We start from the raw sequence: 13,240 nt of genomic DNA, 5'->3' as shown, positions 1-13,240 counted from the left end.
ACTGCAAGGATTGCAAATGTCAGAAGATAACAAATCAGGGCATCAAGACCATTCACAGCCAGCATCGGTATTGGATGAGATGGACACCAGTAATAAGAACCTCCAAAACATTGGGGTCGAGTTATTACCGGTTCATACAGGCGGAACCGTGCATGCAAAACGTATTCCTGGGATGTTCCGTAAGTTTAAATGGTGGATCGCATCCTTTTGGATCATCTTGTTTATTGGTCCCTATCTACGCTGGGATGGTCACCAGGCAATTTTGTTCGATCTGCCTAATCGACAATTCCATATCTTCGGATTGACGATTCTTCCTCAGGATATCTGGATTCTAGCCATGATACTCTTGTTCTTCGCATTGTTGCTCGCCGCATCCACCGCAATTGCCGGTCGTTTATGGTGTGGCTACTTCTGTTTCCATACCGTTTGGACTGATGTCTTTACATGGATCGAAGAGAAGTTTGAAGGGCAGCCAAATAAGCGAATTAAACTTGAACAAGCTCCCATGAGTTTGGAAAAGCTAAAAGTTAAGGTGCCAAAGCATCTGATCTGGCTTCTCATCGGTTTTGCAACATCGTTCAGTTTTGTGGCTTATTTTGTGGATGCCTTTGATTTATGGTCGAGATTGTTCGCCTTTGAATGGGGTGCAACGGAAACGACTACGGTTTTGATTCTGGGTATTGCCACCTATTTCTTTGCAGGTATTCTGCGAGAGCAGGTCTGTATCGGCTTCTGCCCTTATGCACGTATTCAAGGTGCCATGTATGACACCGAAACGGTGGTGCCGACCTATGATAAGGAACGCGGTGAGCCGCGTGGTCGTATGAAGCGAACCAAGCCCGGTGAAGAAGCACCGGAACTTGGTGATTGTATCGACTGTAATTTATGTGTGGCTGTCTGTCCGACCGGCGTCGATATCCGTTATGGCCAGCAGTTTGGTTGCATCACCTGTGGTTTGTGTATTGATGCATGCGATTCAGTCATGGAAAAAATCAAGAAACCAAAAGGATTGATCCGTTACGCCTCGTTGGCCGAATTTGGCGGTAAGCAGTTGCCCGCTATCTGGAAACGTCCGCGAGTTGTCGTTTACTCATCCATTATGTTGTTTTCGGCCGCGATGATTGTTTGGGGCCTCATGACCATGTCGCCAATGGATGTCAAAGCTTTGCATGAACGTGCTCCTTTATTTGTGCAAATGAGTGATGGCAACATCCAAAATAAATGGACCATGAAAGTCGTCAACAAAGGCAATATGCCGATGGCAGCCGAGATTACCGTCAAGGGGCCTGAAAGTTTAGCCTATAATGTTGACAAAGTAATCGACATTCAGCCAGGTAATGTCGGTTCAACCACGCTATTCGTTCGCATGCCCAGGAAGCAACTTGAAGACGTGAATACACCGATTGTCATCACTGTGACAGATTTGAACAATCCGGCCATCGTCGAAGAGTATGAGGCGACCTTTATCGGTCCGCGTCCTCGCTAATGGGGTTATCAGTCATTCTATAGTCAGGTTGTATTAATTAATTAGCGTTTCTTGCGTTATAATGAAAGCCCTTTTTTTAAGGGCTTTTTTATTTTCAGGAGAAAAATAAATGTCACACCCCGTAGAAGACAAGCGCGACTGGAGCAACGTCTGGAAAAACCCGTTCATCATTGCCTGGTTTGTGATTTTGACGATTGTATTAGGCGTCAATTTTTTCATGGTGAGCATGGCCATCGTCACCAATCCAGGCTTGGTCGTTGATGACTTCTACGAAAAAGGCAAAAACATGGATGCCGTACTGGCAAACCGTAAGCGCATGGAGCAATTGGGTTGGCAGCTAAATGTCGATTTACCGATTCTAAGCGAAGCAAAACCTTCCACCGTCACCCTGAATGTGCTGGACAAAGAAAATCAATCCATGAATGTCGATTCTGCCATGCTCTATTTTTATAGACCTTCGGACAAAAATCTTGACGGTGAATTGGCTCTGAATTCAACAGGCCTGCCTGGTCAGTATCAAGCCGAATTTACCTTGCCCTTGAAAGGTAAGTGGGACTTGATGATCGAAGTCCAGAAAGACGGCGAACGATACAATATCGGCCGTTCAATCATGGTACAGGATCCTGAGTAAAGAATGACACAACACTGTTTTCATTGCGGTCAGGCGATACCGCAAGGTGATCTTATACTCAAACCGATTCAAGGAGAAGAGCGCGCATTCTGCTGTCATGGCTGTGCTTCGGTTTGTGAAGTCATATACGAAGCCGGCATGCAAAGTTTTTATCAGCGGACTCCGGACGGTGAGTTATTGTCGCCACCGCCACCGCCCAATAAAGACGCCGGTTTTTTTGATTACGATGAGGTACAGTCACAATATGTGTCCGACTTGGGCGATCGCCGTGAAATCACCTTGATGTCAGAAGCGATCCATTGTGCAGCCTGCGTGTGGCTGATTGAGCACACCATGGCGAAGATGGATGGGATTTTGCTGGCTTCCGTCAACTTCACTAATAAACAGATCAAGATTCGCTGGGACAACAACCAGATCAAACTCTCCGAGATCATCAAGAAACTCAACAGCATCGGCTATGATGCAACCCCTTATGATCCTTCCGCCAGTGAGGCGGCTTACCGTAAGGCCAATCGTGACCTGCTTTACCGTTTAGGGTTTGCCGGTTTTGCGATGATGAATGTGATGTGGTTTTCCGTAGCACTCTACAGCGGTGCAGCGGAAGATCAGGAGTACCGGAATTATTTTCACTGGCTGCAGTTTGTCATCGCGACCGTCACCTTAGCCTATTCCGGTAAGCCTTTTTTTAAAGGTGCCTGGACTTCCTTGAGATCAAAATCCGTAGGCATGGATGTTTCCATCAGTTTGGGCATGCTGACCACCTATGCTTATTCCTGCTGGGTCACGATGCATCCGGAAAACGTCGGGGATGTGTATTTCGACACTTTGATCGACTTTATATTCTTATTGCTGATTGGACGTTACCTTGAGGCCATATCCAAAAACAAGGCGGTGGATGCCTCAAGGCGTCTTATGGATCTTCAGCCGCGTGTGGCCCGAAAAGTCACGGCTGGCGAAGTGGAAGTGGTGCCGGTGCGTACCCTGCTTCCCGGCACTCAAATCCTGGTCAAGCCTGGGGACAAGTTCCCGGTTGACGGTATCATCGTGGAAGGACAGAGCATGGTCAACGAATCCATGCTCAGTGGAGAATCGCGAGAGATAAGTAAGTCGGTCGGCGCCCAAGTGTCCGCCGGGACGTTGAATGTTGATGGCACCTTGACCGTAGAGGTGAAGTCTATTCTGCAGGATACACGTCTCGGTCGTATTGTACATATGGTAGAAGAAGCACAAGGCTCCAAAGCGCCTATTCAGTGTACGGCGGACAAAATCATGCCTTGGTTTGTGACCGTTACCATCACGTTGGCGGTATTCAGTTTCACTTACTGGTTCTTCAACGCAGGTATTGAGTTTGCCATTATGACAGGTACCGCCGTTCTGATCATTACCTGTCCATGTGCATTTGGACTGGCGACGCCCATGGCCATCGCAGTGGCCTCCGGCATCTCCGCGCGCCATGGCATTCTGGTCAAGAATGGTGCCGTATTGGAAACCTTGAATGGCATCGAGCACTTTGTCTTCGATAAGACCGGCACCCTGACCAAGGGTCAAATGAAACTGATGGATTTTGAGCTGGTATCCGGCCTCGATGAAAAGGCAGTGATGCAGTCGGTGGCCTCACTGGAACATCAGTCGGAACACAGTTTGGCGACCGCACTGACGGAATCGATCAAATCCCAATACCAATTGAGTACTCAGGACTGGCTTAAGGTCGATGAATTCAAAACCCATCCCGGAAAGGGCGTGTATGGGCTGATTTCCTCTGATGAAATACGAGTGGGCACCGCCAAGTGGTTTCAGGAGTTAGGCATTGATTTACCGCAGCATCTAAAAGAATTGGCTTTAAAGCATGCTCAGTTGGCTCAGACAGCCGTTTGGGTTGCTAAAGGGCAAGAAGTGCAAGGCGTTCTGTTTTTGGAAGACGAAATACGAGCAGAAGCACAGCGTTTAATTGAGCGTCTCAAAGCAAAAGGCAAAAAAGTCACGCTCTTAAGCGGTGACCAAACGGTGGTGGCAGAACGTGTCGCCGCTAAGTTGGGTGGCATGGAGGTGATCGCCGAAGTGCTGCCGGAAGATAAAAACAACGTGATCCGCGAGTTGCAATCACAGGGTCAACAGGTTGCCATGGTCGGGGATGGTGTCAACGATGCGCCGGCGCTGGTTCGTGCCAATGTCGGCATCGCCCTGGGTTCCGGTACCGATGTCTCCATGGAAAGTGCGGATATAGTATTGATCAACAATGACATTTCAGCAGTGGATACCGCGGTCGAGTTATCAGCCCGTACACTGAGAACCATTAAGCAGAATATCGCCAGTTCCATTGCCTATAATATCATTATGGTGCCTTTGGCGATGGGGGGAGCATTAACACCGCTCATCGCAGCGATTACCATGCCTTTGAGCAGTCTGGTGGTGATCGGCAATGCGGCTAGAATTCGTCGTTTCTTCAGCCCCAAAGCAATCGCGGCGAGACAAGGAGAGAAAGACTGATGGATGTGATTTATGGCTTGATTCCAATGATGCTGTTTTTCGGATTTCTCGTGGTGGTGGTGTTTATCTGGATGGCCAAGACCGGGCATTTCGATGATCTGGATGGCGCCGCCAACCGCATTTTTATGGACGATGAATACCCGGAAGAGACCCAGCCTGCTGGCCGTCAAACTTCAGAAAGCTCAAACGGCCAGAATAAGCCGGAAGAAAACCAAGCTTCTGATACGGAAGCGGAAAAAGAAAGCACTCAGGATTCCGCTAATACGAAGCCTTAGGTTTCCAGAAAAAGACTTCTGCCAAAACAGGCAGGCCTGTCCGTTTTGCACATTACCGCCCTTAATCAAAAAGCCCCGAATCACGTTATGGTGACCGGGGCTTTTTTATTGGTGAAGTCGATTAATCCTATTCTGGACGGTCGCTCACTTGACTATATTGCAACGCTTCCGGGCCTTCCGGGTCAATAATCATCTCCAGCCCCATTCGTTTGAAGAACCAGTGGTCAAGTTTGTCGGACTGTCGCTGTTTGAAGTCCGGCGCACCAAATCGCAAATCAATGGCGCGTTCACTCAAATCTTTCCTTGGAATCAACGTCACGCTGGCAATGGTCTTGTCCAGAAAGTCGAGGTTGTCCTGAGAAGAGAGTTTGACTTCCTTGGCTCCGGAGCCGGTCGGGCTGATTTTTGCGCCTCTATTGTAGACCGTTTCCAGTTCGTCTTTGGGAACCTCCAACTGAACCGCAATAGCGGCCTTGATGGAGCCGATGTAGATCACCGGAAAGTAGGCCTCGGCAGATTTATTGCTGCCGTCGTTGTCGGTAAACAGGCGAATCTCAACATCCTTGCCGTAAATATTCATCGCCTCACGCAGAGTGGTTTGATGAAGTGTCAAACCCAACGCATGCAACTGGCCTTGTGAATCAAAGTGGGCGTTCCATGGCAGGCGATCTTCCGCCACCTGGTCACGCTCCGGCTGCAGCAATAAAAAAACCGCGTAGAGGGCAAAGGCACCAATCAGAACAATCAGGAATGGCGGGATTTCTTTAGATTTTTTGGCGGCTTGGCTCATGTCTTTGTGTGTTCTCTTTTGGCGGTTTGAGGTTTTTTAGCCTCATCCGAACCGTTGCCGAGCTCGGCATTGGCGGATGCATCGCGTGGCAGAAATTTTTCAATTGCCGGGTTGGAGATGCCGTTCCCTGCATCGTATACGGCAATCCCGGTCTGCATAAAGGTAATCAGAACCGCCACAAAAATAACCAGGGCAGCAAAACGAATGGTGATGATTTCGCCCAGGTTGGTTTGCCCACCTTCGGTCGAGAAGTCGTTCATGGAAAAACCACCCGGAAAAACCGCGTCAATCAAGGCGTAAATCGCGACCATGGCGATGGCAACGGCATAGCTGATCAGCAAAATGCGGCCACGGCGCCAAGCCATGAACCAGTGTGAAGCCACAAACCAGCTCTCTTCGGTAATGGCTTTGTTGCGTCGGAAATAGAGGTACGCAATGACCAGGCTGGAAATAACAGGGATCAATAGCAGTTCAAGTGTATCGCCGATTTCCAATATGATCATAGAGGCGAACAAATGGGTGATGATGATATTGATGTTGAAAATATGATGCGGTACTTTGGCGCGTCTTTTCTCGTCTTCTGTAACCTGATAATGCATAACGGTTTCTCGTGTTTGAAAGGTTTTACTCCACGGGTAAAACGGGTTGAATTAAATGGAGGTTAGGTATTTTGTCAAAACCTCTATTATCGCTGAATTTTGGACTCGAATCATTGAAAGAATCTTGTCGATTTCATTAAAATCGCTTGTCTGTCTGCTCAAAACCTCAAGCTGGCCGCACAGTTTTGAGAAGTTTTGTGCGCCCAGGTTGGCTGAGCTGCCTTTCATCTGGTGGCTGATGTCCGCCAATTGCTGCAAATTCTGTGCCTCAAAGGCTTTTTCTAAGTTAGACAGGTTGATGCCGCTGTTTTCGATATAGAGTGCGAGGGTGGCGATTAATTTGTCGCCGATGATTTCGTAAAGTTCATTCAGACGTTGTTCAATGAGCTCATTTTGTGAAGGCTCTGTCATAGCAATCGGTTTCCTGATGAATTTGCTTGGCTGAGTTACACTTCAAGCCAAAATGTGACCGGGCCGTCGTTGGTCAAAGACACTTGCATGTCCGCACCAAACTCTCCGGTTTGCGGTGTTTGGTAGGCCTGAGCAATCTCATCGACAAATTGATTGAACAAGGCTTGAGCGGTCTCCGGTGGCGCGCAGCTTGAAAAACTCGGGCGCAAGCCGCTTTTGGTGTCTGCCGCCAGGGTGAATTGCGGCACCAGTAGCAGGCCGCCATTTACCTGCTGAACATTCAGGTTCATTTTGCCCTGAGCGTCGGCAAACAGTCGGTAGTGTAGCAGTTTGTGAGCCATCTTGCTAAGGCTTTGGCGGTCGTCTTGGGGTTGAAAACCGCACAAAACCACCAGGCCTGTTGAGATTTGACCGATGGTGTTTTGCTTGACCTCAACCTTGCCCTGGGTGACTCTTTGGAGCAGGCAGATCATAAGGGGTTTAGTATGGTGAGCAAGTTGTCCGTAGCGTCCACCAGTGCTTGGATTATCTCCGGCTCATAGGCCGAATGGCCAGCGTGGTCGCAAATATTCAACTGTGCATCGGGCAGGGATTGCGCCAGTTCCATCGCTTGGTTGATTGGGCACACCATGTCATAACGGCCTTGCACGATCGTAATCGGCAAGTGTTGGATGATGTGTGCATCCTTAATGATCTGGTTGTCCTCAATGAAAGCATGGTGCTGAAAATAGTGGCATTCGATACGTGCCATCGCCAAAGCGTGAAAAGGGTCGCCAAAGTGGTTCACCAAATCAGGGTCGGCTTTCAGCGTGGAGGTGCGTCCTTCCCAGACCGACCAGGCCTCTGCGGCACGCATTCGTGCTACCTCGTCCTCACTGGTGAGCAATTGATGATAGGCTTCCAGCAGGTTGTCACGTTTGTTTTCGGCAACGGGCGCAATGAAGTCTTGCCAGTAGTCCGGATAGAAACGGTCGGCGCCCTGATGATAAAACCACTCAACGTCCTGCTGTCGGCACAGAAAGATACCCCTCAGAATCAAACCCAGAACCCTTTCAGGGTAGCTTTGTGCATAGAGCAAAGCCAAGGTGGAGCCCCATGAGCCGCCAAACAAAGCCCATTTATCAATGTTCAGGTGGCGGCGGATTTTCTCGATGTCTTCAATCAGGTGTGCGGTGGTGTTGTTGGTCAGGCAGGCATGCGGGCGCGACTTGCCGCAACCGCGCTGGTCGAACAGCACAATGCGGTATTCGTTGGGGTTGAAGAACTGACGATGCGCTGCAGCGTAACCTCCACCCGGTCCACCGTGCAGGAACAAAATCGGCACTCCGTCGGGATTGCCGCACTCTTCAACATGCAGGCTGTGTTGATGGTCCACCTGCAAGCTGTGCTGGGCGTAGGGTTCTGTTGGTGGGTAGAGAGCATCGTGTTGCATCATTGCGCCGTGTCTGCCTGTTTTGAGTGTTATAAAATGATTACAGTTTACCGAACCTGACGAATTTTGGGTATAAAAAAACCGGCATAAAAGCCGGTTCTTTATGGTCACTTTAACAAAGCATTATTTTTTGCTACGTGACGCTTGCTTACGTTCGTTTTCAGTCAGCAACTTCTTACGGATACGCACGCTTTCAGGGGTGACTTCAACCAATTCATCGTCATCGATGAATTCCAACGCCTGTTCAAGCGAGAAACGAATCGGTGGCGTCAAGGTCAAGGCTTCATCCGTACCAGATGCACGCATGTTGGTCAGCTGTTTCCCTTTCAATGGGTTCACGGTCAAGTCGTTAGCACGGCTATGAAGACCAATGATCATACCTTCGTACACTTCATCACCATGGCCGATGTATAAACGACCACGATCCTGAAGACCGAATAGACCGAATGCCAACGCTTTACCTTGACCGATTGAGATCAATACACCGTTGTTACGCTCACCCAGGGTGCCCGAGAATTTTGGACCGTAGTGCGAGAAGCTCGAGAAGATCAAACCGTTACCCTGGGTCGCGGTCATGAATTCGGTACGGAAGCCGATCAAACCACGCGACGGGATCACGAAATCGATACGCACACGACCGTGTCCGTCCGGAACCATGTCAACCATCTCGGCTTTACGCATGCCCAGTTTTTCCATGATCGAACCTTGAGATTCTTCCGGTACGTCAACGGTCAGGTTCTCATAAGGTTCCTGAATTTCGCCGTCCACTTCCTTGAAGATAACTTCCGGACGTGAAATTCCCATCTCGAATCCTTCACGACGCATGGTTTCGATCAATACGGAAAGGTGAAGTTCACCACGGCCGGAGACACGGAATTTGTTCGCATCTTCGGTGTCTTCAACGCGCAACGCCACGTTGGTCAGCAACTCTTTGTCCAAACGCTCACGAATCTGGCGAGAGGTTAACAATTTACCTTCCTTGCCCACAAACGGCGAGTCGTTGACCTGGAATGTCATGCTCACAGTCGGCTCATCAATGGTCAAGGCAGGCAGGGCTTCCGGGTGGTTAGGGTCACAAATCGTTTCAGAGATGTTCAGTGGATCAAAACCTGCAAACGCGATGATGTCACCGGCGTGCGCTTCATCAACGTTCATACGCTCCAAGCCATGGTAACCGAAGATCTCGCCCATTTTACCTTTGCGAATATTGCCTTTTGCATCTACGATGGAGACCGCCATGCCCACCTGACAAGAACCGCGTTTGATACGTCCGGTACCGATCACCCCTTTATAGGTGTCGTAATCCAAAGAGATACACTGAACCTGGAAAGGACCGCCAATATCCACATCCGGAGGAGAGACCTTATCAACAATGGTCTGGAATACTGGCTGCATGTCGCCTTCGCGAACGGTATCTTCAAAACCGGCAAAACCGTTTAGACCCGACGCATATAAAACATCAAAATCCATCTGCTCGTCGTCTGCACCCAAGCGGTCAAACAAATCGAAAGTCTGATCCAGTACCCAGTCAGGACGGGCACCTGGACGGTCGATTTTGTTGATAACAACAATTGGCTTAAGCCCTTGCTGCAATGCTTTTTCGGTTACAAAACGGGTCTGCGGCATCGGGCCTTCAACGGCATCCACCAAAAGCAATACCGAATCCACCATCGACAGAATACGTTCCACTTCTCCACCAAAGTCGGCGTGGCCCGGAGTGTCTACGATGTTGATGCGGTAGTCATTCCACTTAACAGCCGTGTTTTTAGACAGGATGGTAATCCCACGTTCTTTTTCAAGATCGTTGGAGTCCATGACACGTTCACCGGTGTCTTTACGCTCATCCAATGTTCCGGATTGTCTAAGCAGCTGGTCAACCAGGGTGGTTTTACCGTGGTCAACGTGAGCAATGATTGCAATGTTACGAATATGTTCTGTGGTCATGAAGCTGGCGCTCTCTATACTAGCTTAGGCGTGATTGCTGCTGAATTGTCTGACAGGGCATGTAAAACAATGCAAAACAATAGGTTAGCCCTAAGAATTTGAAAAAGAGGTATTATAATGAAATTTAAAGGAATTTATAGCTTAAATAAATGAATTTATTATGATTGGGTTGACTTTGCCTTGAAAGTAGCGTGTTTTCAGCCTGCTTTTTTTAAAATGAGCAGGCCTGTCCAAAAGCGTGAAATGTGTTTTAAGCCTATTTTAAGGTGTCGCTTACCTGTCCGTTGTGGGCGATGAAGGTCTGCAAGACTCCAAACGCCATCGTGCCTAACAGCAAACCAATCAACACAAACACCGCCCCGATTTTGCCTTCCCCGATCATCGCCGGAACCGTTCCCGGGCAAGAAGCGGTCATCGCCCAGCCGATACCGAACAGAAAGGCGCCGGTCACCAGACCTTTTTGGTAGGGTTTTTTCACAAAGTCGACTTCGTCGCCGGTACTGATCGCATGCACATGGAACTTCTTCAACAAGAATACCCCAATCATCGAGACCACCACGGCGGTGGCAATGACTTCCATTAATTGAAAATCGATCATCAGAAACATTTTGGCGTGATAGTCATAAGTGGTCGCGCCGGCATGGCTCATCAGAAAGCCGAACATCACGCCCATCAACAAGGCGAGAAAATTGGCGCGATACACAAAACCGAATGAGATTAAAAACAGTTTGGCGCTTTTGAAAATCGGAAAGCGGTGCATGGTTAAATCCTTTAAAAACCGGTGTTTTGTTTAGAAATTAAAAAGCAGTTGGGTGGTCAGCATGGCGCTCATGAAAAATACCGCGCCCGCCAACAGGCTGGGCGGGTTCATCATGGCTCCACCCACCAGTGCATGCCCGGTGGTGCAGGCACCCGCCAAGCGAGCACCAAATCCCAATAGCATGCCGCCAAAAATCAACCACAGCGCTTTGGCCGCATTGGATTGCGGCAAAACGGCTTCATACATGCCCATGTCAAAACTCAGATGCCAGGTGTCAGGTGAACCCAGCGCGCTCAGCAGGCCGCCGAGCGGAATGCCGATCAGAAACCAAAGTTTGGTATTGTTTGGGTTGCTGTATTCGCCTTGACGGTAGTAGGTCAGTTTTTTGCTGAGCAAACCGCAGACATTGCCATAACCGGTCGAACAGCCCGCCGGTTTGCCCATTAACCAAAAGTGCAAGATCACAAACAGACCGATGGCCAAGCCCCCGATCCATCCGATCCAAACAACAACTTCCATAAGTGTTTCCTGATAAATATTTTTTATAGTTATGGGTATTTTGCTTGGTTTTGGTCTTGGCTTAAAACAGGTATTTTTTTATGGCGTATAAAACCTGTTTATATTACGGGTAAATACATAGATTCAGCGTAGGACAAGGGTCTTTTAAAAGGGGCGGGCTTGGATTTTCTGCGTGGATTTTTTGAATTAAACGCGTTCCGATCCCATTAATTTATTTTGGGTGTCACAATGACATGCTGGCTAAGAACATGCAGATCTCGCCAGGCACGACCCAATGCCGAATCGGTGAACACCGCACGCATGCCTGCATGGGCTTTGAGCTGATCCACCGCCTTTAGACAGGCCTGCACATTTTCAATGCCCATTTGCTGGACTTGATTCAGCAGGTTTTCACATGGAACCTCACCGGCTTCGGCGGTAACCCAAACCTGTTGCGCCAGGCCGTACAGCGAATCACGTGCGTTGGAAATCAGGTGTTCGTTTTGATCGCAGAGCCGCTGAATCTCCGAGGTTTCGGCAAGGGTGTGCGAGGAACCCGCTGGGCGCTTGTGTTGCGCAAAGTCGTTGAACTCGTTCAAGGCGTGCTGTGCAATGCCGATTGCCACGCTGGCAAAAGAGAGACTGGCCAGAGTTTCCAGCGGGCAGCGGAAAATAGGCTCGTCCAATAGCGGTTCATCGAAAAGGGAGAGGGTATAGGCGGGCGCCACCGAAAACGAATCCAGGCTGAAGTCATGACTGCCGGTGGCTTGCATGCCGAACACCGACCAGGTGTCATGAATGGTCACTTGTTCTGCAGGCACGGCGATTGCGGTAATCTCATTGTCGTCGCCATCAACTTTGCAGTTGGCGGTAAACCAACTGGCATGATAGGCGCCGCTGGCATAGGCCCAGCGTCCGCTAACCTCAAAGCCCTTCTTGGTGCTGCTGGCAATACCCGAAGGCATGCCCGATCCGGCAATCACCGCGCGTTCCGGAGAAAAGATTTGCCGTGCGGCGTCTTCCTGCAAAAAACCGGAAAACAATCCGCCTCCGGCGCCAATCATCACCAGCCAGCCGGTGGCCCCATCCGCTGACGCCACCCGTTCAAACACCTTCAATGCGGTGGGTAAATCGGTGGCTTCACCGTTGTATTCTTGCGGAATAAACAGGCGAAACAGACGCTGCTCAAACAAAGCGTCCAGAACCTCGTCCGTTAAATGTCCAAGCTGTTCGGATTTCTGCGCGTTTTGTTCAATGATCGGCAGGATGGTTGTAACGCTGTCCAATAAGGATTGAGGTGCTGAGTGTTTTGTCATGCTGTAAAAAATGCAGTTAATGATTAAAGGTAAAGTTATAGGATGCTTTGCTGGCGGTGAATTACCAATATTCGGGTTTGGCGATGGCGGGCACGCACTTTGATTTTCCGGAGATGGTCGGTATTTTTGCGCCGGTGAGCGATTGTGCCAGCCAACCTTGTGGCATGGAAAGCGCCATCGGCGCCGGAACCTGTTGTGTGCTGACCGGCTCAAAACCGACTTTTGAATAATAGCCCGGATCACCGTAAGTTACCGCCAGTTCCACATCTTGTTTTCTCAACTGCTGCAGGCCAAACTGGATTATAGTCTGGCCGATGCCTTGTTTCTGATAAGCGGTCAAGACGGCAACCGGCGCCAATAAAAAGGCTTGGATGTCGGATTCTGCAAAAGAAAGTCTGGAAAAAATAATGCTGGCGATGATGCGCTTCTCTTCACTGGCGATAAAACACTGTAAATCGGCTGAATCGGTTGTGTTTAACATTTCTAAAGCCAATTGGCCGATGGATTCGCCCTCGGCCGGTCCTTCCGAATCGCTGAAGGTTGAAGTGAATAAAGATTGGATTTCGGCAATTTGGCTTGGGGTGAAACGGCTGATTTTCATGGTGTTGGGA

Annotated in this window: 14 protein-coding genes; 4 read left to right on the top strand and 10 right to left on the bottom strand. The window is 49.4% G+C overall.

From position 1 onward, the window contains the following. Positions 1 to 16 precede the first annotated feature (16 nt). From ccoG to ccoS, 4 genes are all read left to right on the top strand, one after another. Positions 17 to 1,486: a cytochrome c oxidase accessory protein CcoG gene (gene ccoG, locus B076_RS0111175; RefSeq protein ID WP_028487394.1), complete on the top strand. Its 1,470-nt coding sequence runs from the start codon at positions 17 to 19 to the stop codon at positions 1,484 to 1,486. A gap of 109 nt (positions 1,487 to 1,595) precedes the next feature. Next, on the top strand, positions 1,596 to 2,117 hold the full coding sequence (locus B076_RS13220) for a FixH family protein (protein WP_028487393.1): 522 nt from the start codon (positions 1,596 to 1,598) through the stop codon (positions 2,115 to 2,117). Positions 2,118 to 2,120: 3 nt separating this feature from the next. Further along, the gene (locus B076_RS0111165; RefSeq protein ID WP_028487392.1) at positions 2,121 to 4,604 is read left to right on the top strand and encodes a heavy metal translocating P-type ATPase; all 2,484 of its coding nucleotides are present in this window, start codon (positions 2,121 to 2,123) and stop codon (positions 4,602 to 4,604) included. After that, positions 4,604 to 4,879, top strand: a complete 276-nt coding sequence (ccoS, locus tag B076_RS13375) for a cbb3-type cytochrome oxidase assembly protein CcoS (protein WP_051347323.1) — start codon at positions 4,604 to 4,606, stop codon at positions 4,877 to 4,879. Before B076_RS0111165 ends, ccoS begins: the two co-directional genes overlap by 1 nt. Positions 4,880 to 5,006: 127 nt before the next feature. Here ccoS and B076_RS0111155 read toward each other — a convergent pair whose 3' ends face one another. From B076_RS0111155 to B076_RS0111110, 10 genes are all read right to left on the bottom strand, one after another. Next, on the bottom strand, positions 5,007 to 5,669 hold the full coding sequence (locus B076_RS0111155; RefSeq protein WP_028487391.1) for a hypothetical protein: 663 nt from the start codon (positions 5,667 to 5,669) through the stop codon (positions 5,007 to 5,009). After that, positions 5,666 to 6,268: a hypothetical protein gene (locus tag B076_RS0111150; RefSeq protein WP_028487390.1), complete on the bottom strand. Its 603-nt coding sequence runs from the start codon at positions 6,266 to 6,268 to the stop codon at positions 5,666 to 5,668. The genes B076_RS0111155 and B076_RS0111150 overlap by 4 nt, the downstream gene beginning before the upstream one ends. A gap of 51 nt (positions 6,269 to 6,319) precedes the next feature. Continuing rightward, entirely contained in the window at positions 6,320 to 6,679 is a 360-nt protein-coding gene (locus tag B076_RS0111145) for an Hpt domain-containing protein (RefSeq protein WP_028487389.1), read from the bottom strand. 35 nt (positions 6,680 to 6,714) lie between these two features. Next, entirely contained in the window at positions 6,715 to 7,152 is a 438-nt protein-coding gene (dtd, locus tag B076_RS0111140; RefSeq protein WP_028487388.1) for a D-aminoacyl-tRNA deacylase, read from the bottom strand. Beyond that, complete coding sequence (pip, locus tag B076_RS0111135; RefSeq protein ID WP_028487387.1) at positions 7,149 to 8,114, bottom strand: prolyl aminopeptidase; 966 nt, start codon at positions 8,112 to 8,114, stop codon at positions 7,149 to 7,151. The genes dtd and pip overlap by 4 nt, the downstream gene beginning before the upstream one ends. A 120-nt stretch (positions 8,115 to 8,234) precedes the next feature. Then, positions 8,235 to 10,055: a translational GTPase TypA gene (typA, locus tag B076_RS0111130; RefSeq protein ID WP_028487386.1), complete on the bottom strand. Its 1,821-nt coding sequence runs from the start codon at positions 10,053 to 10,055 to the stop codon at positions 8,235 to 8,237. A 256-nt stretch (positions 10,056 to 10,311) separates the two neighbouring features. Beyond that, positions 10,312 to 10,815 carry a YeeE/YedE thiosulfate transporter family protein gene (locus tag B076_RS12815; RefSeq protein ID WP_051347322.1) on the bottom strand — a complete coding sequence of 168 codons (504 nt, stop codon included), beginning with the start codon at positions 10,813 to 10,815 and terminating at the stop codon, positions 10,312 to 10,314. Between the two features lie 30 nt (positions 10,816 to 10,845). Next, entirely contained in the window at positions 10,846 to 11,334 is a 489-nt protein-coding gene (locus B076_RS0111120; protein ID WP_028487385.1) for a YeeE/YedE family protein, read from the bottom strand. Positions 11,335 to 11,540: 206 nt separating this feature from the next. Next, entirely contained in the window at positions 11,541 to 12,629 is a 1,089-nt protein-coding gene (locus tag B076_RS0111115) for an acyl-CoA dehydrogenase family protein (protein WP_028487384.1), read from the bottom strand. Positions 12,630 to 12,690: 61 nt separating this feature from the next. After that, positions 12,691 to 13,230 (bottom strand): GNAT family N-acetyltransferase, encoded by a 540-nt coding sequence (locus B076_RS0111110; RefSeq protein ID WP_028487383.1) that lies wholly within the window; start codon positions 13,228 to 13,230, stop codon positions 12,691 to 12,693. Between the last annotated feature and the right edge of the window lie 10 nt (positions 13,231 to 13,240).

It is taken from the genome of Thiomicrorhabdus chilensis DSM 12352 (assembly GCF_000483485.1).
Taxonomy (GTDB): Bacteria; Pseudomonadota; Gammaproteobacteria; order Thiomicrospirales; family Thiomicrospiraceae; genus Thiomicrorhabdus; species Thiomicrorhabdus chilensis.
Note: the sequence above shows the minus strand (reverse complement) of the source record. Positions and strands in the feature narration are given on the sequence as shown.

Bases quoted from the DNA above. Each gene is read 5' to 3' on its own strand.
- ccoG (WP_028487394.1), top strand. From the start codon at position 17: ATGTCAGAAGATAACAAATCAGGGCATCAAGACCATTCACAGCCAGCA.
- B076_RS13220 (WP_028487393.1), top strand. From the start codon at position 1,596: ATGTCACACCCCGTAGAAGACAAGCGCGACTGGAGCAACGTCTGGAAA.
- B076_RS0111165 (WP_028487392.1), top strand. From the start codon at position 2,121: ATGACACAACACTGTTTTCATTGCGGTCAGGCGATACCGCAAGGTGAT.
- ccoS (WP_051347323.1), top strand. From the start codon at position 4,604: ATGGATGTGATTTATGGCTTGATTCCAATGATGCTGTTTTTCGGATTT.
- B076_RS0111155 (WP_028487391.1), bottom strand. From the start codon at position 5,669: ATGAGCCAAGCCGCCAAAAAATCTAAAGAAATCCCGCCATTCCTGATT.
- B076_RS0111150 (WP_028487390.1), bottom strand. From the start codon at position 6,268: ATGCATTATCAGGTTACAGAAGACGAGAAAAGACGCGCCAAAGTACCG.
- B076_RS0111145 (WP_028487389.1), bottom strand. From the start codon at position 6,679: ATGACAGAGCCTTCACAAAATGAGCTCATTGAACAACGTCTGAATGAA.
- dtd (WP_028487388.1), bottom strand. From the start codon at position 7,152: ATGATCTGCCTGCTCCAAAGAGTCACCCAGGGCAAGGTTGAGGTCAAG.
- pip (WP_028487387.1), bottom strand. From the start codon at position 8,114: ATGATGCAACACGATGCTCTCTACCCACCAACAGAACCCTACGCCCAG.
- typA (WP_028487386.1), bottom strand. From the start codon at position 10,055: ATGACCACAGAACATATTCGTAACATTGCAATCATTGCTCACGTTGAC.
- B076_RS12815 (WP_051347322.1), bottom strand. From the start codon at position 10,815: ATGCACCGCTTTCCGATTTTCAAAAGCGCCAAACTGTTTTTAATCTCA.
- B076_RS0111120 (WP_028487385.1), bottom strand. From the start codon at position 11,334: ATGGAAGTTGTTGTTTGGATCGGATGGATCGGGGGCTTGGCCATCGGT.
- B076_RS0111115 (WP_028487384.1), bottom strand. From the start codon at position 12,629: ATGACAAAACACTCAGCACCTCAATCCTTATTGGACAGCGTTACAACC.
- B076_RS0111110 (WP_028487383.1), bottom strand. From the start codon at position 13,230: ATGAAAATCAGCCGTTTCACCCCAAGCCAAATTGCCGAAATCCAATCT.